This is a genomic window from Salinactinospora qingdaonensis (genome assembly GCF_039539445.1).
Classification (GTDB): Bacteria; Actinomycetota; Actinomycetes; order Streptosporangiales; family Streptosporangiaceae; genus Salinactinospora; species Salinactinospora qingdaonensis.
Genome location: NZ_BAABDD010000004.1, coordinates 99895 through 118748, shown reverse-complemented (window position 1 = coordinate 118748; position 18854 = coordinate 99895). Strand labels below are relative to the sequence as shown.

Here is an 18854-nt window from a genome sequence, read left to right as displayed (position 1 = left end):
CCTCTTTCTGCGAAAACGATGGCGCCCATGGGCTGTACACATAGCTGCCGTGACATGACCACGCGTGATCGGCAGTCGGCACTACGCCAGCTCGGTAGCCGGTTCATCCCAGCGGTGCGACCTCGGAGGTCTCAGCCTGCACCCGACTGCCACCGCGAGACAAGGGAACGGCTTCACACGTTACCCGGATTCTCTCACTGTCGCCGCCCACACGCTCGATTGCCGCCAATTCGCCTCTGACCAGCGAAGAAGCTGCTAATGCCCAGCACTGGAGGCCACTCGACTCGATGCCGTTGGCGTTTCCAACGAAGCTGCGGCACGGCGGCGGTAGTTGTGCACAGGTTGGGGGTGAACCCACTTTCCACGTCACTCGGGGGGTTAATAGGTGGCGCAGTAGTAATAGGGGCTGTGGACAGTGTGGACAACCACCGTTTGCCCAGCGTAGCCGCGGTTTTTCTGTCCACTGCTCTTGTGGGCGGCGGCTGGGGATAACACGGCGCACTGTGGACGTGTGAAGGACTCCCACAGCCTGTCCACCGGTTATCCACGGCTTATCCACGAGTTATCCACGGGCTACCCACAAGAATTCCCAGTGGGTCATCGGGTCACAGGACGACAGATTCACACCTTTACCCACAGCGCATCCCCTACTTACCCACAGCTACCGTCGAGTTATCCGCAACTTTTCCACTGGTTATCCACAGGTATGGGGAAAGGCGGCGGCGTGCAGGGGGAGTGGTGAAGCGGGAGACGGCGGATACGCCTGTCCCTTCGCTCCGAAGACAGGCGGGGGAGTTTGTCGGCGGCCGAGCCGGAAGCGCCTCAGGACCCCAGCTCGGCCGCGGAAATCACAGGTTGCGCGACTGCTGCTTGATGCGGTTGGTCAGCTCGGTCACCTGGTTGTAGATCGAGCGACGCTCGGCCATGAGAGAACGGATCTTGCGGTCGGCGTGCATGACCGTGGTGTGATCCCGGCCACCGAACTGTTGGCCGATCTTGGGCAGGGACAGGTCAGTGAGTTCCCGACACAGATACATCGCGATCTGGCGGGCGGTCACCAGCACCCGCGACCGTGAGGTACCCGACAGATCCTCGGTGGTCAGACCGAAGTAAGAGGCGGTCTGGGCGATGATCGCCGACGTCGTGATCTCGGGGCCCTCGTCGTTGGGGATCAGGTCCTTCAACACGATCCCCGTCAGGTGGAGGTCCACCGACTGCCGGTTGAGGCTGGCGAAGGCGGTGACCCGGATCAGCGCCCCCTCAAGCTCCCGGATGTTCGTCGCGATCTTGCTGGCGATGAACTCCAGAACCTCCGGTGGCGCCGCCAACCCTTCCTGCGCGGCCTTCTTGCGCAGGATCGCGATCCGTGTCTCCAGTTCAGGAGGCTGCACATCGGTGATCAGCCCCCACTCGAACCGGTTGCGCAGCCGGTCCTCCAGCGTCACGAGCTGTTTGGGAGGACGGTCGCTGGAGATGACGATCTGCTTGTTGGAGTTGTGGAGGGTGTTGAAGGTGTGGAAGAACTCTTCCTGGGTCTGCTCCTTGTTCTCCAGAAACTGGATGTCGTCCACAAGCAGCACGTCGATGTCGCGGTACCGGCGACGGAAGCCGTCGGCCTTGCCGTCGCGGATGGAGTTGATGAACTCGTTGGTGAATTCCTCGGAGCTGACGTAGCGCACCCGGGCGCCGTCGTAGAGGCGCTGCGTGTAGTGACCGATCGCGTGCAGCAGGTGCGTCTTGCCCAGCCCGGAGCCGCCATAGATGAACAGCGGGTTGTAGGCCTTGGCCGGCGCCTCGGCCACGGCCACCGCCGCGGCGTGCGCGAACCGGTTGCTGGAACCGATGACGAAGGTGTCAAAGGTGTACTTCGGGTTCAGTCGGGCCGGCTCGGCTGAGGTGTGCGGCTGGTTGCCCCCCGAGGTGTCGGGCGCGCTTGGGGCGGGAGCGGGGGGAACCGGACCAGGCTCCTCCTCAGCACCCGAGGGCGCTGCCGGTTCCGCATCGGCCGCCTCGCCGACTGCGTTGTCCGTGTTGTCCGTCTCGGGCGCGGGCGGCCCGCTGGAGGCAGGCTGTCCAGCGGGGACCTCCCACGCTGGGCTCTCCCAGCGGTTGGGGCGGTCCCAGCGTGGCGGCTCCTCCCAGCCGCGGTAGCGCGGGTCGCCAGAGCTGTCTTGGGCACTGGTCAAGGGGTAGCCGAAGGAGTCGTACCCGCTATGGGAGCCCGGCTCTTCCCAGCCCGCCAGGAGGTCCTCGCCGCTGCCGGGGCGTTCGTGCCGGCCGGGCTCGCCGGCGGTGCTCCCCGGCGCCCCCGGCGCTGCACCGGGGAGCTGTCCTGCCGGGGGAAAGGTAGCGCCCTCCTCCAGGTGCCCGGGGTGACCAAAGTGGCCGTCGGGCAGATCCTCCGAGGTGGCGGGTGGTGCAGGCGTGTCCTCAGAGGTGACCGGCTGCTGTCCGTCGCCGGCCCCGCTGTTGGGCGACTCCTGCCACCCTCGGGACTGTTCGTTGGGCCGGGGGAACTCGGGGCGTCCCGGGTTTGGGGGCGGTTCTGGACTGCCATAGGGGGCTGAGGGGAGTGGCTGCTGCGGCGGGGCCGGTTGCATCGCTGTGGGGTCGACCGTGACGGCAACGCGGATCTCGCGGCCCAGCTCGGCGGAGAGCGCTTGGCTGATGGCCGGGCGCAGGCGGTTTTCCAGAATCTCCTTGGCGAACTCGTTGGGGGCCGCCAACAAGGCGGTGTCCTCGATGAGTCCCAATGGGCGGGTCTGCGGCAGCCACGCCCGCTGTTGCGGGGGCAGCGCGTTGCTGTCGAGGGCCTCCAAGACACTCGACCACACCATTGCGAGGTTGACCTGTCCATCAGACACGGTGACCTGCCATGGTTCGCCCCTCCTCATGGATGTGCCGGCCGTTGCCGGTGCGCTCTCGCTGGCACCCCGCGCGCATCGGCTCCGACGATCCATTGTCGCGGCATCCGATTCGGGGACCGTCCGGTCGCGTGGGGGGTGGTTGGGGATGAGCCCCTCTTACGGACGGTGCCCTGTGGGAAACTAACGGTATTTCTGTGGACGAATGTGTGTACGGTGCGAGGTTCGGGTCAGTGACGACGTCGCTCGTGTCTCCTGCTCGCTCCACAGTCCTCGTGTCTTATCCACATGTTGTGCACTGTGTTTTCCACAGCTTTGCAGATCTGCGGTGACGCTGTTGACTTATCCACAATTCCCAGTTGACAGGGTGTGACCAGTGGGTGGGAGCAGGGGATAGCCGGGAGACCGTAACCCTGTGGCCCCACGGCGTTCAACTAGGGGGCTGTCCACAGCTTAGGCCGCCAGGTCGGCTACTCACAGCCTGTGGACAAAGTGTTTTCCACACACTGCCACTCTCGTGGACAACCGTGGAGCGCCGCCCCTTGGTTGCCTGGTCACGCCAGCTTGTGCGCGGCTTGTGGATTTGACCATCGCGAGAGCGCCCCGTATCTTCGTTATGTTCGAGTCGCGATCGCGGCGCGCATCCACAGCAGCCACCGCCTGGAACCACTGGTGCCGGCAGGGCGGGCCCGTGCGGGTGAGTCGGCCGATAAGCGCACACGCGATCAGAAGGTGACCCGACACAACGCAGCGCGCGTCCCGGCAAGGGGGCGCCACCGTGTACTTTCCTACGCCCCTGGAGCACAGCAGTGAGTAAGCGTACGTTTCAGCCGAATAACCGGCGTCGCGCGAAGACCCACGGTTTCCGGTTGCGCATGCGCACCCGTGCGGGGCGCGCGATCATCGCGGCGCGCCGTAGGAAAGGGCGCGCGCGACTGACCACGAGTCACTAAGCTGCGACAAGCGCCGCGACGAGTCATACATCACAGCGGACCGGTTCGCCTGCGCTGGCGACCGGTCCGCTTGCTGTCTCCGAGAGGCCGACCTGATGTTGTCTGCTGCCAATCGCATGCGGCGCAGTTCGGAGTTCGGGCTCGTCATGCGTAACGGTCGGCGTGCCGGACGCCAGTCCCTTACGGTGATCTACCTTCCACCGCCCAAAAGTGAGGACACTCACGCCGGTGCCGCCCCCAAAGTGGGGTTCATCGTCAGCAAAGCGGTTGGGCCGGCCGTGACCCGCAAGCGGGTGCAGCGCCGGCTGCGGCATCTCATGCGCCAGCGAGTCTCAGCCCTGCCGGCAGGTAGCCTGCTAGTAGTGCGGGCAAAGCCTTTGGCCGCGACGCAACGATACGACATGCTGGCCGCTCAGCTCGATGGTGCCTTGGCCCAGGTCACACGCTCCCGTAACGAAGCGACACGCCGTCGCGGTGGGCGCGGCCGGGGCGCGCCAGAGAACATGTAGAGCGGTGGGAGCTGGCGACCTCATGACACACGACGGACCGACCCCTCTGGCGCGGATGCTCATCGTCCCCATCCGGGGTTATCAGCGTTTCATCAGCCCGCTGCTGCCTCCGGTCTGTCGTTTCTATCCCTCATGCAGCGCTTATGCCGTGGAGGCACTCCAGGTGCACGGGCCATTGCGGGGACTGTGGTTGGCGGTTCGCCGGATCGGCCGGTGTCACCCGTTCAATCCGGGTGGCCTCGACCCCGTTCCACCGAGAAAAGGCGAGCAGGGCGAGCGCGTCGAGAAAACCAACGACACCGGGCCGGAGGTCGACGATATTACCTCCGGCCCCTCGGGTTCGTAACCGGATTGAAGTAAAGGGGTTGGCTGGTGCTGGACTGGCTATACAACATCGTCGCGTGGGTGTTGATTCACATCCACTCGGGTCTGACCTTCATAGGGTTCGCCCCTGATAGCGGCTGGGCGTGGGGCCTGTCCATCGTCACGCTGACGATCCTCATGCGGCTGCTCATGGTCCCGCTGTTCGTGAAGCAGATGCACACGCAGCGCAAGATGCAGGACATCCAGCCGCAGATCATGAAGCTGCGGGAGAAGTACAAAAACGACAAGCAACGTCTGCAGCAAGAGCAGATGAAGATCTATCAGGAGAGCGGCGCCAACCCCGTCATGGGCTGCCTCCCGCTGTTGCTACAGATGCCCATCTTCTTCGCGCTGTTCAACGTGTTGCGCACCGTCGCGCAGGGGGAGGCCAAGTACGGCTTCTCAACGGAGCTCGTCGAGAGCATGCGCGGCGCGATGATCTTCCACGCCCCCATCTCCGCGCAGTTCACCAGCTCGGCCGCCGACCTCTCCCAGTACGACGCCGACCCGATCATCGCCAAGATCGTCATCGCCATCGCGTGTGTGCTCATGGGCGTCACGACCTTCCTCAGCATGCGGCAGGGCATCAAACGCAGCATGACGCAGATGCCCGACAACCCGATGATGCAGTCGCAGAAGATCATGATGTACCTGGCTCCCGCGTTCGGTCTCTTCGGCCTCGGCATGCCGGTCGGTGTCTTGATCTACTGGGTCAGCTCCAACGTCTGGACGATGGGTCAGCAGCACTTCCTCTACAAGCAACACCCGGTTCCCGGTTCGCCCGAGGCCAAGAAGAAGGAAGAGAAGGCCGCAGCCAACGGTTCTGCCAACGGTTCTACTCAGGGGCTCTTTGGGCGGAGCAAGAACAGCGACGCGCCCGAGACGGTGAGTAAGGACGGTGCCACCCCGGACGGGGCGGAAGACTCTAAGATCGTGCGTAAGCAGCCGAAGAAGCAGCCCAGGTCTAAGCGCGTCGGTAGTGACGAGCAGAATCGGCGATAGGGTCCACTGATCTTGGGAAGTACTCCGCATAGGCCGCGGGCACGGCCCTGGAGTGCGATACCGGCAGGATCGTGATGTAAGGAGAAACCCCGCTGTGAGCAACAGCAACACCGACAGCCTTGAGCAGGACAGCGGCAGCGTCGCTGTTGCCGCGCCACCGGCTGGTCGATCCGCGGAATCCACCATCGACATCGAAGCCCTGGAACGGGAAGGTGACATCGCGGCCGACTACATCGAGGGGCTACTCGACATCGCTGACTTCGACGGCGACATCGATATGGACGTCCAAGGCGATCGGGCCATGGTCTCCATCGTGGGTGGCACGTTGGACGAACTCATCGGGGACAACGGTGAGGTACTTGAAGCCCTTCAGGAGTTGACCCGGCTGGCGGTGCACCGTACGACCGGTTCCCGTAGCAAGCTGATGCTCGACATCGCCGGGTTCCGGGAACAGAAGCGCACGTCGTTGGCGCAGATCGGCCACAAGACTGTCACTGAGGTTAACAACACAGGTAAGGCAGTGTCGCTGGAGCCGATGACTCCGTTCGAGCGCAAGGTCGTGCACGATGTCGTCGCTGCGGCAGGTCTTCGTAGTGAGTCGGAAGGTGAGGAGCCCAACCGCTATGTAGTGGTGTATCCAGCCGAGTAGGTGTTCGATGCACACTGCTGTTTCACGTGAAACACGCATGCGCCCCTCACGCTTAGGATCGCTGTGAGGGGCGCTTTTCGTTGCCCTGTCCCGGCTTCCACCGCGTCCGAACGGCAGCGGCTGCGGTGGGAGGGCGTAAGACTCGCTGTAATGACGAGTGACTGAGGTCGCCAACGGGTCCAGTTGTCCGTCGTAGCTGCCGCGCGGATCGGTTTCGTGCCCCAGGGATAAGTCGATCTGTTGACATGATGAGGGCCAAGGTGGTGAGTGATGACCTCGGGTGCTGACGCGCACGGGGCCTTGCCGGAGCCGGAAGAGGCAGAGGCGTTGTTCGGTGATGCCCTGCCCGTGGTACGGCACTACGTCGATCTACTCGCCCATACTGGGGTGGAACGCGGGCTCATCGGCCCGCGTGAAGTCCCACGACTGTGGGACAGACATGTGATGAACTGCGCGGTGGTCGAGGAACTCATCCCCAAGGGAGCCGAGGTCATCGATGTAGGGTCCGGAGCAGGACTTCCCGGTATCGTGCTGAGCATTCTCCGCCCCGATCTTTCTGTGGTGCTCCTGGAACCCCTGTTGCGGCGAACGGTTTTCCTGCGGGAATGCTTGGGGGAGCTCCAACTCCCCAATGCCTCGGTGCGACGGGGGAGAGCCGAAGAGGTGAAAGAAGAACTGAGAGCGGATATCGTGACAGCACGCGCTGTCGCTCCGCTTACCCGCCTCACCGGTTGGGCGCTCCCCCTGCTGCGGAAGAACGGCAGTCTGCTGGCGCTCAAAGGAGAGCAGGCAGCGGCGGAACTTGAGTCCGCTCGCGGTGATTTATTGAAGCAACGCCCTTGCGTTGCAGATGTTATTCGCGTGGGTCAAGGTAAAGTCGATCCCGCTACCACGGTCGTTCGCGTCACGGTCACATCCGAGAGCGGCCTAGCCACCCAGCCTGGATCTAAGCGTGGACAGGGTGGACGCAAGAAGCGCGGACGGAAGAGGTGAACTCATTCGTGTCCCAGAACCAGTCCGATGGCGCCTACGTTTCACGTGAAACCGACGAAGCTATGCGCCCCGAGTTTTCGTTGAGTTCCACCGGCTACACCGTTTCACGTGAAACGTCGCACTGGGAGCACGAGTCCCCGGTTGCCAGCGACGATTCACGCGAAACCCATGCCGGTGCGGCTTCGTCGGATGCTGAGTTTGATACTCCGATTGCCCGAGCGACACGGGCGGCCATGTCGGTACAAGGAAGAGGGGAACAGCCTTGGCCACGTCCCGATGAGTGTCGTGTCATCAGTGTGGCCAACCAGAAGGGTGGCGTGGGGAAGACGACGACCGCGGTCAACCTTGCGGCTTCCTTGGCCATGCACGGTAACCGGGTGTTGGTTGTCGACCTTGATCCACAGGGGAATGCATCCACAGCTTTGGGAGTAGAGCGCACGCCGGACTCGCGTTCCATCTACCATTGCTTGGTGGAGGAAGAGGAACTGCGCGATCTCGCTCACCCCGTCGAGGGCATCCCCAACCTGTGGTGTGTACCGGCCACGATCGACCTCGCCGGTGCCGAGATTGAATTGGTCTCCCTCGTGGCGCGAGAGTCGCGGCTCAAGCGTGCGTTCTCCGACTACGACTACAGCGAACTCGATTACGTCTTCATCGACTGCCCGCCCTCGCTCGGCCTGCTCACCGTGAACGCCATGGTCGCCTGTCAGGAAGTCCTCATCCCCATCCAGAGTGAGTATTACGCTTTGGAAGGGCTCGGTCAGTTGCTGCGCAACGTGGAACTCGTGAAGTCCCACCTCAACCCGCAGTTGCAGATCTCCACGATCGTGCTCACGATGTACGACGGCCGTACTCGGCTGGCGTCGCAGGTCGCAGATGAGGTCCGGTCACACTTCGGTGAGCTGGTGCTCAAGACGCTCGTTCCCCGAAGCGTCCGGGTGTCCGAAGCTCCCAGCTATGGCCAGTCGGTGATGACCTACGACCCCGGATCTAGTGGGGCGGTCGCTTACTTGGAAGCGGCCAAGGAGATCGCCTTCCGTGCAGCCGCGGTTGTCGGCAACCGGTGATCAGATCTGAAGGGAGACGGTGGTGAGCCAGCAGCGGCGCGGTCTGGGTAAGGGACTGGGCGCACTCATTCCACAAGGGCCGGTCCCAAATGAGGAAAGCGCCGGCATCGGCGAATCCTCGTATCCATCCCCTCTGGAGCCGGAGCAGGTGAGCGGTGCTTACCTGGAGGAACTTCCCCTCGGTGAGATCACCCCGAACCCGCGTCAGCCGCGGCAGAACTTCGATGAGGATCTCCTCGAAGAGCTCACTGCCTCTATCTCGGAAGTCGGGCTGTTGCAGCCCGTTGTCGTACGTAAGCTCGGCCCCCGAAGCTACGAACTGATCATGGGGGAGCGCCGGTGGCGAGCCAGCAAGGAAGCTGGTCTCGACCGGATTCCGGCCATCGTGCGCGACACGGGTGACGATGAGCTGCTTCGCGACGCGCTGCTAGAGAACCTCCACCGTGAACAGCTCAACCCTTTGGAAGAGGCAGCGGCCTACCAACAACTCCTCGACGACTTCGGGGCGACTCACGACGAACTCGCCAAGCGGGTCGGGCGATCGCGGCCTCACATCACCAACATGCTGCGCCTGCTCAATCTTTCCCCGGCGGTGCAGCGGAGGGTTGCCGCAGGCGTCATCACCGCGGGGCACGCCCGTGCCCTCCTTTCGGTGGAGGACTCCGAGTTTCAAGATCGGTTGGCCCAGCGCATCGTCGCCGAAGGTCTCTCCGTGCGAGCGCTGGAGGACATCATCGCGGTGGGCGATGACGACAGTGGGGAAACCAAGCCGACCAAGCGCCGTACCCCTGCGCGGCAGGAGCCCTCGCCCCACGTCGAGGAGTTGGCGAGTCGACTTTCCGACATGTTCGACACCCGGGTGAAGGTCAACATGGGGCGCAACAAAGGCAAGATCGTCGTGGAGTTCGCAACGATGGATGACCTGGAGCGCATCATCGCGACGATGGACCCCGAAAAGCGCGGCTCATAGCGCTCGTTTCGGTAGCCCACATGGGATACCGCAGCACAACGGCCCCGGAGATTTCTCTCCGGGGCCGTTTCACGTGAAACACGTGAGGGGCGCGTTACTGCGAGGTGCTCAGAGGTACTCCTCGATCTCTTTGAGGAGCAGCCGCTTGGGCTTGGCACCCACGATCTGCTTCGCCACCTCACCGTTTTTGTACAGGTTGATCGTCGGGAGGTTCATGATGCCGTACTCCCGAGCCACGTTGGGCTGTTGATCGACGTTGAGCTTAACGATCTCGATCTTGTCGCCGTGCTCGGAGGCGATCTCTTCGAGAACCGGGTGTACCTGACGGCAAGGGGCGCACCAGTCTGCCCAGAAGTCGACTAGAACCGGCTTTTCGTTCTTCAGGACGTCAGCGTCGAAGCTGTCGTCGGTGACCTCTTTGAGGTTGCCCACGGTGAGTTCTCCTAACGGAATGGAATGTGGATTGCGGTGAAGCGGTAGGAGTGGGGTCAGCTTCCCAACTCAGCAAGGTAGCGCTCGGCGTCAAGGGCGGCCGAGCAGCCGGTTCCGGCCGCTGTGATGGCCTGCCGGTAACTGTGGTCGACGACATCGCCGCAGCCGAAGACGCCGGGGATGTTCGTCTTGGTCGTGGGCGCCGCGACAGCGAGGTAACCGTCGGCGTCGAGTTCGAGTTGGTCGCTGAACAGCTCGACACGAGGATCGTGGCCGACCGCGATGAAGAGGCCAGTGATGTCGAGCGTGCTCTCCTCGCCGGTTTCACGGTTGCGCAGTCGGACTCCGGAAACCTTCTTGTCGCCTAGGACCTCCGAGACCTCGCTGTTCCAGACGAACCGGATCTTGTCGTTGGCGAACGCGCGATCCTGCATGATCTTGCTGGCGCGCAGCTCGTCACGACGGTGGATGACGGTCACCGAACGAGCGAACCGCGTCAGGAAGGTCGCTTCCTCCATGGCGCTGTCGCCGCCCCCCACGACCGCGATGTCCTGATCCCGATAGAAAAAGCCATCGCAGGTGGCGCACCACGAGGTGCCTCGTCCGGAGAACTCCTCCTCACCGGGGACGCCGAGCTTGCGGTATCCGGAACCGGTGGCGAGGATGATGGTCTGAGCGTAGTAGGTGTCACTACCAGCCCGCACGACTTTGGGGGTGGCGGCAAGATCGACCTCGGTGACATCCTCCGGCAGCAGTTCCGCACCGAAACGCTCGGACTGCTTGCGCAGGTTGTCCATGAGGTCGGGACCGAGGATGCCGTCGGGGAAGCCGGGGAAGTTCTCCACATCGGTCGTGTTCATCAGTGCACCGCCGGCGGTCACCGATCCTTCAAACACGAGTGGCCGCAATTCTGCGCGCGCGGCGTAGATGGCGGCGGTGTACCCGGCGGGCCCCGACCCGATGATGATCACGTTACGGACGTCGCTCACGCTTACAGGCCCCTTAACAGTTGTACGGTCGCCGGATGGCGCTACCGGAAAGGTCGTTCTCTACCAACAGATGGTAAGCGTGGACCATTCCCGACGTCCGAGCGTGACGAGGCTGTGGCGGGGCCTGATCGTGGCTACGTCACGGGAGTGTGGTTTCGGCGAGTGTGGCGCCGGCGGGGTCGACGCTCTCACCGCACTTGGTCGACATCACCTGGAGGTTGTAGCTGTCAGCGGTGCGGAACAGCATGATCCAGGCGGGTGCTCCCTCATATGTGGCCCTGTCGATGAGCACCGGCCGTTCCTGACTACGGCTGCTCAGCTCTCGAACGCATGTGGCGATGTCGCCGGAGAGAGTTGGGCTGTCGGGTAGGGGCTCCTCCGCTGCGCCGTCAGCGGTCGATTCAGCGCCGTTGGCGAGTGGGCTGTCCTCGAGTACGGCCTCGCCCTGCTCCGCCAGTTCGTCGTCGGTGTAGTCGGTGCCGCTGGAGACGACGAAGGGACGGTAGGCGGAAGCGGCCTCGCGCTCAGAGGTTTCCTCCTGGAACGCCGTGCTCCCCGCTCCTGTCTTATCCCCGGTAGGGGTGATGTTGCTGACCACAGCCGCTCCGCCGCCTACCACAAAGACCGCTGCGGCTGCGGCAGCCAGGTATGGCAGCCAGCGTGGCGGCCCTGAACGGGGCGGTAGGGCGAGCACTTCCCCGCCGACCACGACGCCGTGTCCGTCGTCAACGGTCGTGGGGGAGTCGGTGCGTTTCTCGGCCTCGTGGCGCAGTGCGTCGTCGATGCGGTCCACAAGACCATCGGGAAGTGGTGGAGCCGGCACCTCCGCCAGAACTCGCGAAACGTCGGCTAACGCGGCCATCTGGCTGCGGCACCGATCGCATTCGGTCACATGTGCCTGGGTGGAGTTCTCCTCGTCCTCCTCCAGCAGTCCTTCTGCCAGTAGCGCGAGGGTCTCCGTATCGATATGAGACGTCACGATCTCCTGCCACCTCCTCTCGGAGGTGTGACGTCTTGCGAAGCTTCAGGGTTCCTGAGATGCGTGAGATATGGCAGAAGTCGCGCGCGACCTCGGGCACAGCGGCTCTTGACCGTGCCCGGAGCGATTTCCAGGATCACGGCCACCTCGTCGACGCGGTAACCGACCATGTCGACGAGAACGAGCGCTATGCGTTGTTCCTCCGGCAGTTGGGCCAGCGCTGCGTGCACGTCGATGGCGGCGTCGCTGCGGCTGGTCGGGTCGGAGGCTCCCTTAGCGCGTTCGTTGGAGAGGATGTCGAGGTTGGCGTCGTCGGTAGGGGTGGCGGGGCGCACCATCTTGCGCCGCATGCGATCGTGGCAGGCGTTGATGACGATGCGGTGCAGCCAGGTGCTCACCATCGCGTCGCCACGGAATCGGTGCGCACCGCGGAAGGCCGAGACGAACGCGTCCTGAAGCGCGTCCGCGGCCTCTTCAGGATCGCCCAGAACACGAATGGCGACTGCCCACATCCGCTCTCGGTGTCGCCGCACGAGCTCACCGAAAGCCTGGTCGTCGCCCTCGTTGTGCCTGGACAACAGCTCCTTATCGGGGAGCTCCTGAACAGCGTCCTTCACCGTGTTCACGTATTCCCGCGCAGTTCGACCTCGTGGATTGTGCCTCGGTATTTGCCTTCGACGGAGGGAAGATCAGTGAACCACACTGCGACATAGCGTCCTTTCGTGGGTTCATCTACTTTAACGGGTACGTCCCCACTGGCCCCACCCTCGATGTGAACAGTGGTCATAGAATCGCGGTTTTTCTCGTCGCCGATCATGATCTCGAACTCGGCGGGACCGGCGTCGGTCAGAGCGAGGTCAATCTCACGTACGGTCACGGTCTCGCCCATGTCGATGAGAAGACCGACACCCTCTTTGAGGTGCAACAGCGGATCTTTGTAGCCTTCGGTACTCCAGGCGGTGCTGGGGTCACCGTCGATGGCCAGACCGGCGTTCTCGGAGTGTTCGTCGCCGTCGCCACCGGCGGCGGGGTCGAATCCGGTGGCACTTGCGGGGGTGAGGTCTTCGAGGGCCTGCTCGTCGACTCCGGCCGGTTGTTGCTGTGCCGGTTCGTCCCCGCCGGCCTCCGGGTTGTCGTTGCCGCGCATGACGTTTCCCAGCACCCAAGCGCCGCTCACGACGGCGGCGAAGACGGCGAAGGCAGCCGCGCCGAGCAGTGCTTTGCTCGCGCCCCTTGGCGGTTTTCGGGCGGCGCGGCGGGTGCCTCGGGTAGGGCGTGAGCGTCGCGGCGGCGGGGTGGAGTGCTGCTCAGGCACCCGCATGCCGCCCGACTGGCGTGAGGTGCCGGTCTCAGGGGGTGGGGCCGCCGACTCGGCGGAGGTGACCGGCATGGGCACCATGCGCGGTACGTCGGCCAGCGCGTCGGCGACGGCCTGGGAAGTGGTCAGCGGCCCCCCGCGTCCTGGTTCCTGGAACGCGGACCGGCAGATGATGTCGTTGAGCCGGTCGGGGATGCCGGGGCGGAGTTGGCCTGGTTCGTAGGGGCGCTCCCCGGTCGCGGGGGCTGCGGGCAGTCCGGTGCGCTCGCCGCGTGGCCAGTGTGCGGTGAGCGCGGCGTAGAGCAGGTCGCCGATGCCTTGGGCGTCGGCGATGTCGGGACGCTCGCTGGTGATGCCACGCAGGGCGGCGTCGACCCCGATGCCGGTGACTTTGACCGCTCCGCCCGGGCTCCAGGTGACCTTGCTCGGCTCCAGGCACAGGTGGAAGATCCCGGCCGCGTTGGCCGCGGCGAGGGCCTCGGCCGCCTCGGCGACGAGTCCCGCAGCGCGTTCGGGGTCCATCGGACCTCGGGTGAGGAGTTCGGCCATCGACTGGCCGGTGATCCACTCCTCGACCACGTAGGCGGTGGGTCCGGAGTCGTCGGCGTCAAAGACCTGGGTGACGCGGGCGTCGGCGATGCGGCTGGCCGCGCGTGCCGCGCGCACCACCTCGGTGGTGTGGGGGAATCCTTCGGCGAAGGTCCAGACTCCGACCGACCGGGCGAGCGTTTCGTCGGTGGCTTTCCACAGGGTGGCGCCGTTGGTCTCGCTTACCAGTTCCTCGAGTCGGTAACGGCCCGCGAGCCGCGCGCCAGGCTCAATCATGAAGGTGCTCATGCCGGGAGTGACGGACGCGATGGTCGAGTGTCGGCGGCACCGGCGACGGCAAGGTTGGACGGTTCCAGCGGGGCCACCGGGGGTTCGACCATGTCGCTTGTCCCCAACCTCCCTTCGGGCAGCTTAGAAAAAGGCGGGTGATGGAGAGAGAATTTGCCGTTCCATGCTAGGACGCTTGACCGAGCCTTCTGGAGGACAAGCAGGGCGTACGTGACATGCATAACGGTCCTTCCGGTGGTTACCCACCGTCATGTGCTCCAGGTGATCAGCGCAGTCGAATCTTGGGCACATCCGCTTTCGACATAACTTGTGACTTCAGTCACCGTTTATCGTTTCCGGGTGAGGATAAACGATGCCGCCGACCTACGCTGTGCTCGCCCTAGCGTCCCAGATCACCGGCATTACCGGGCATCTACGCTCAGCGTCGTCCCGGCAGCTTGGTGCGTACAAGTTCGGTTACCGATCGCAGCTCACTGATCCCTAGCAGCCAGGCGAACAGCACGAACAGCGCTCCCCCTAGCAGACAACCAACAACCGGCGCCCCGATGTTCGTGGTGAGTCCAGATCCCAACGTGTCGGTGAACAGCCATAGCACCGCGTACCCCACGGCCACGGCGGGGGCCGCGGCCAGGTAAAGCCGCACCAGGGTGGCGAGGATACGCCCCCCGTCGAGTCCCCCCAGGCGTCGGCTCAACACGCCACCGGCGATGAGCAGGCCGACCAGGAACGAGAACATGAAGCCGCCGGCAACCCCCACGATGACGTCGCTCGGTGGCAGCACCAGGTAGGCGACGATGGCCAGCGTGCCGTGTACGGCGGTGTTGACGATGCTGATCAGGGCGGGAGTGCGGGTGTCGCCCATGGCGTAGAACACGCGCAGCATGAGCTGAAAGATCGTGAAGGGAACCAGCCCGAGGGCCATGGCCGCCAGTACGGCGCCGATGTTGGCCGCGTCCGCCACAGAGGTGTTGCCCCGTGCGAACACCAGGATCGACACCTGCACCGAATACAGCGCGATCGCCAGCGCCAGCGGCACGAGGATGAGCGCCGACACCCGCAGGGTGCGCGAGAAGCCGCCCCGCACCTCGTCCCAGCGCTCGTCGGCGGCGAACCCGCTCATCTGCGGTAGCAGCACCGTGATCAGCGAGACCGCGATGATCGCGTAGGGCAGTTGGAAGAGTTGGTAGGCGTAGTTGTAGGCGGTGATGCCCGCACCCACCTCAGTGCCTTCGCGCACGCTCTCCACACCGGCCCGCGTGGCGATGTTGGTGGTGATGAGGAAGCTCACCTGAGTCATGCAGGTGTAGAGGAACATCCAGCCGGCCGTGCGCAGCGCCTCGCCCAGCCCAGAACCGCGCAGGTCCAGCCGGGGACGCCAGCGGAAACCGGCTCGCCACACCGCCAGCAGCAGCACCACGGTCTGCAACGCCATGCCGCAGGTGGTGCCCAGCCCCAGGAGGGTCTGCTCCGCTTGGGTGACCGTCTCGGGGGTCCGGCCGGGGCCGGCGATCCACAGGAACGCACCGGCCACGGCGATGATCACCAGGTTGTTGAGCACCGGTGCCCACACGGGGGCGCCGAAACGGTCGCGGGTGTTGAGCATGGCGCTGATGAGGCCGCTGAGCCCCACGAAGAAGATCTGCGCCAGCAGAAAGCGGGCCATGTAGACCGCGATCTCGGCCTGTGGTTCGGTGAACTCTCCGGCGTAGAGGCCGATCAGTGCCTGTGCGCCCAGGATCGCGACGGTCGTGATGGCGAGCAGCAGTAGCACCGCGCTGGTGAACAGGCGATCCTCGGTGGCCTTACCGCCATCGCTGTCGCGCTTACGGCGCTTGACGAGGAACGGGACGATGACGCTCACCATCAGACCGCCGATGAGCAGGTCGTTGATGATGAAGGGGATCGTGTTGGCGGTGTTGTAGGCATCGCCGAGGAGTTGGGTTCCCAGCGCGGCGGCGAGCGCCACCGTGCGGATGAAGCCGGTGACGCGCGAGACCATGGTTCCCATGGCCATGACGGCGCTGGAGCGCATCATGCCGCCGGTCGACTTGTTCTCGGGAGCCGTCACTGTCGGCTCGCTCGCCGCAGAGGCTCCCGCGCTATCGCTGTTGTCGGCGCTGCCGTTCGTGGTCTCAGTCGCCACCGGAACCGGCTCCCTTCCTCGTCGGTGGCGTCCGCGGTCGCGCCGTCGGCGCCGACCACCCACGCCAGGGGGTGGAGTCATGGCTGATCCGCCAGACCCGAGTGCCCGTGACGGCCGGCGCGCCGTCTGTTGCGAGTCGGATGAGTACGCATTCGGATCGTGGGGTTGCTGGAGGTCAGGATCGGTACCCTTCGGTATCTGTACCGCCGCTCTCCTCTGGCACGGCCGTATCCGAACCGGTGGTGTCGGCGTGTGAGGAGGGCGAGCCGTCGGAGGGGCCCCTGCCATTGTGCGTCATAGCGGGTGCTGTGGTGGCGTCGTCCTGCTCCGGCGCGGCGTCGCCGGCCGCCGTGACGTTTCCGTCCTCTTCGGGGGCTGGCTCGGGCGGGTCGGCGGGGGCGGCGTCGCCGGCTCCCGCTCGATTGCGCAGCCACTTGCGCACCGCGCGCGGCGCGAGCACGATGATCAGTACGAGCGCGGCCCCGCCGCTGATGATGAGGGCGCTGTTGCCCAGGCCGGTGACGTTGACCGGTGTCTGGATCTCTTCCTCGCTGAGCGGCTCCCCGGTGGAGTTCTGCAATGTCATGTGGAGCACGGTGCGGCCGTTGACCCTGGCCGTCAGCGGCACGTAGACGGTGGTTTTACCGCCGGGGTCGATCTCTTCGATCAGTTCGGTGTAGTTGCTGCTGCCACCGAACGAGAGCCGCTCGGCGTTGTCTGACATCACCGACAGCCGGATCTTGACCGGATGGTCACTGAGGTCGTTGGCCACCAGGATGGGGATCGTCCCCTCCTTACTGGCGAGGGTGACGGGCTCGCCCTCCATGATCCTGACCTTCGACATCGTGTGATCGACTATCTCGCTGACCCGTTTTCTGGCGCGGGCGGCCAGCTTCTCCTCCTCGCGCCAGGCCGCCGACTCCAGGCGCAGGATCGCGGGGCGGAGCGGGTCGCCGTCGTCGGCGAGGATGCTGTTGAACAGCCGCACCTCGCGCCGGATTCGCTTGATCTCCTCCAGTTGGCCGCTGCCGAGTTCGGCCTCGGCCGCGCTGTCGGGGTAGGCGAGCTGTTGTCGCTGCTGCGCGGTGGCGTCCTCAGCCTGGATCTCGGTGAGCGGTGTGGGGTCGAGCCAGGGCAGCTCCTGCGAGGCGTCGAGCAGTCCTTTGGCCACTTCGGGAGCGGGGTTCCAGTCGCGGGGGGGAGCCACGACGAGGGGACGGGAGTCTCCGCTGCTGCCAGCGGCGATCATCGCGGTTTCGGCGGCGAAGCGCTGTTCCATCAGTGCTTCGCCGCTGGAGCCGTTGTTTTGGCCGAGGAGTGTGCTCAGGTGGTCGTCGGCCACGAGAGCGGTGGCCTCCCCGTGTCTTTCCTCGGCCGAGAGCGGGACGGCGGTACCGGAGACGCCGGGGTCGTCGCCGGTGGGTAGTGCGGACTCGCTGAGGACGAACGTGTCGGCGCCGTTGTCGCCGAGCAGGTCGCGGGTTTCCTCGTTCATGACCCCGTCGACCGGCCAGGCCAGCGAAGGGTCGGCCGAGCGTTCCAGGACCTGGGTGACCGTCTCGCGCCCCAGCGAGAGCGCGTCTTGCGCGTCGTCGCGCAGGTCGGCGTTGAGGAGGGCGGTGAGGTCGACGTCGGCGTAGGGGGTGGCCAGGAGCGGATCGTCGCCGATGATGGCGCGCGCCTGCTCTAGCCATATCTTCGCGTTAGTGGAACTGTCCTGCTCGGTGACGTCGGCCAGCCCCGATGAGGCTGTGGGGTCGCCTCCCTCGCCGGCTGCGTTGAGCACCGCATAGCTCGACTCGGAGATCTGCTGGATATCGGCGAGCAGGCTGGGGTCGATGGCCCAGGTGAGCGGGACTTTGTTGGGGTCTGCGGTCGTGCCGGTCTCCGGTGGCGCGGTGTCGTCGCCCGCATCGCTGGCCTCGTCGTCACCGCCGTCGCCGGCCGCCTCGTCTTGGCTGTCCTCGTCGCTTTGCGTTGGCTGGGAGGGCTCGGGCGGTTGGCCGAAGTTGCCGTTTTGGGCGCCCACTACCAGGAGCTGTCCGAGTCGGCCGTTGGGGCCGAGTTGTTCGTCAAGGCCGCCGGTGAGGAAGGTGTCGTCATCGGCGCGTTGTGGCCGGGCCATGAGCGGCCAGATCCAGGCGATGTCGAGGGAGCCGAGTTCGCTTTCGCCGGTGTACGGCAGGAAGGTGCGCTGGATACCCAGTCGCGCTCCCGTGGCCTCGACCGCCTCGACCGCTAGCGGGTACACCCCCAACCTGCTCATGCCCAAGTTGGCTGTCTCGACCCGGAGGTTGAACTCGGTCGACTCGCCCGGTGGGATCTCGCTCTCGACCTCGGCTATGGCAGCGAACCCCTGCGGGTCACCGCGGTCGCCCGCCGCGTGGGCGGCGAGCTGCTCCCGTCCGAGCAGCGGGTAGGAGGAGTAGCGCAGCCGTACCGTTACTCCGCTGAGCGTGTCCCCGGTGGTGTTGGAGAACCGCCCCTTCACGTGGACCGTGCTCTCCTCGTCCGCGGCCTGCGGCGTGATCTCGTCTACGAGAACCGGACTGGCGCCGGCCTCCTCCTCGGTGGGGACGACGGCTCCCGCCAGAGGCACCGGGGCGATATCGGCATGGCCAGCGGGGGAGAGGGCCACTGCCGGAACCAGTACCGCGGCCGTGGCCATAACCGCGCCTAGATGAGCAATTCGACGCACGCCTTCAGGATTTCCGGTCGGGTTGACGATGGTTAACCGGCGGTGCCGCGCGGTCTGGGCGTCGGGGCCGAGGCCGAGGGCCGCCGGT

At 65.1% G+C, this 18854-nt stretch carries 16 protein-coding genes; 8 read left to right on the top strand and 8 right to left on the bottom strand.

The window, feature by feature from the left end; translation table 11 throughout:
- Window positions 1–848: 848 nt before the first annotated feature.
- Window positions 849–2864, bottom strand: a complete 2016-nt coding sequence (gene dnaA, locus ABD848_RS05965; protein WP_344968184.1) for a chromosomal replication initiator protein DnaA — start codon at window positions 2862–2864, stop codon at window positions 849–851.
- A gap of 809 nt (window positions 2865–3673) precedes the next feature.
- Here dnaA and rpmH point away from each other — a divergent pair.
- From rpmH to ABD848_RS05925, 8 genes are all read left to right on the top strand, one after another.
- Entirely contained in the window at window positions 3674–3817 is a 144-nt protein-coding gene (rpmH, locus tag ABD848_RS05960; protein ID WP_344968182.1) for a 50S ribosomal protein L34, read from the top strand.
- Window positions 3818–3912: 95 nt separating this feature from the next.
- Window positions 3913–4326: a ribonuclease P protein component gene (gene rnpA / locus ABD848_RS05955; protein WP_344968180.1), complete on the top strand. Its 414-nt coding sequence runs from the start codon at window positions 3913–3915 to the stop codon at window positions 4324–4326.
- A gap of 22 nt (window positions 4327–4348) precedes the next feature.
- The gene (yidD, locus tag ABD848_RS05950) at window positions 4349–4672 is read left to right on the top strand and encodes a membrane protein insertion efficiency factor YidD (protein ID WP_344968178.1); all 324 of its coding nucleotides are present in this window, start codon (window positions 4349–4351) and stop codon (window positions 4670–4672) included.
- Between the two features lie 26 nt (window positions 4673–4698).
- Entirely contained in the window at window positions 4699–5691 is a 993-nt protein-coding gene (gene yidC, locus ABD848_RS05945) for a membrane protein insertase YidC (RefSeq protein ID WP_344968176.1), read from the top strand.
- Between the two features lie 184 nt (window positions 5692–5875).
- Entirely contained in the window at window positions 5876–6340 is a 465-nt protein-coding gene (locus tag ABD848_RS05940) for a Jag family protein (protein WP_344968517.1), read from the top strand.
- 270 nt (window positions 6341–6610) lie between these two features.
- Entirely contained in the window at window positions 6611–7333 is a 723-nt protein-coding gene (gene rsmG, locus ABD848_RS05935) for a 16S rRNA (guanine(527)-N(7))-methyltransferase RsmG (protein ID WP_344968174.1), read from the top strand.
- 233 nt (window positions 7334–7566) lie between these two features.
- The gene (locus tag ABD848_RS05930; protein ID WP_425567448.1) at window positions 7567–8400 is read left to right on the top strand and encodes a ParA family protein; all 834 of its coding nucleotides are present in this window, start codon (window positions 7567–7569) and stop codon (window positions 8398–8400) included.
- A 22-nt stretch (window positions 8401–8422) separates the two neighbouring features.
- The gene (locus ABD848_RS05925; RefSeq protein WP_344968170.1) at window positions 8423–9370 is read left to right on the top strand and encodes a ParB/RepB/Spo0J family partition protein; all 948 of its coding nucleotides are present in this window, start codon (window positions 8423–8425) and stop codon (window positions 9368–9370) included.
- Between the two features lie 108 nt (window positions 9371–9478).
- Here ABD848_RS05925 and trxA read toward each other — a convergent pair whose 3' ends face one another.
- The 7 genes from trxA to ABD848_RS05890 all read right to left on the bottom strand — a co-directional run bounded on the left by trxA (window position 9479) and on the right by ABD848_RS05890 (window position 18766).
- On the bottom strand, window positions 9479–9802 hold the full coding sequence (gene trxA, locus ABD848_RS05920) for a thioredoxin (protein ID WP_344968168.1): 324 nt from the start codon (window positions 9800–9802) through the stop codon (window positions 9479–9481).
- 56 nt (window positions 9803–9858) lie between these two features.
- Window positions 9859–10791: a thioredoxin-disulfide reductase gene (gene trxB, locus ABD848_RS05915; RefSeq protein ID WP_344968166.1), complete on the bottom strand. Its 933-nt coding sequence runs from the start codon at window positions 10789–10791 to the stop codon at window positions 9859–9861.
- Between the two features lie 139 nt (window positions 10792–10930).
- On the bottom strand, window positions 10931–11770 hold the full coding sequence (locus tag ABD848_RS05910) for a hypothetical protein (protein WP_344968164.1): 840 nt from the start codon (window positions 11768–11770) through the stop codon (window positions 10931–10933).
- Complete coding sequence (gene sigM, locus ABD848_RS05905) at window positions 11767–12396, bottom strand: RNA polymerase sigma factor SigM (protein ID WP_344968161.1); 630 nt, start codon at window positions 12394–12396, stop codon at window positions 11767–11769. The genes ABD848_RS05910 and sigM overlap by 4 nt, the downstream gene beginning before the upstream one ends.
- Window positions 12393–13913, bottom strand: coding sequence for a protein kinase family protein (locus ABD848_RS05900; RefSeq protein ID WP_344968159.1), 1521 nt, complete (start codon window positions 13911–13913; stop codon window positions 12393–12395). Before ABD848_RS05900 ends, sigM begins: the two co-directional genes overlap by 4 nt.
- A gap of 430 nt (window positions 13914–14343) precedes the next feature.
- The gene (gene murJ, locus ABD848_RS05895) at window positions 14344–16068 is read right to left on the bottom strand and encodes a murein biosynthesis integral membrane protein MurJ (protein ID WP_425567445.1); all 1725 of its coding nucleotides are present in this window, start codon (window positions 16066–16068) and stop codon (window positions 14344–14346) included.
- Window positions 16069–16243: 175 nt separating this feature from the next.
- Entirely contained in the window at window positions 16244–18766 is a 2523-nt protein-coding gene (locus tag ABD848_RS05890) for a DUF6049 family protein (protein ID WP_344968157.1), read from the bottom strand.
- Window positions 18767–18854 lie beyond the last annotated feature (88 nt).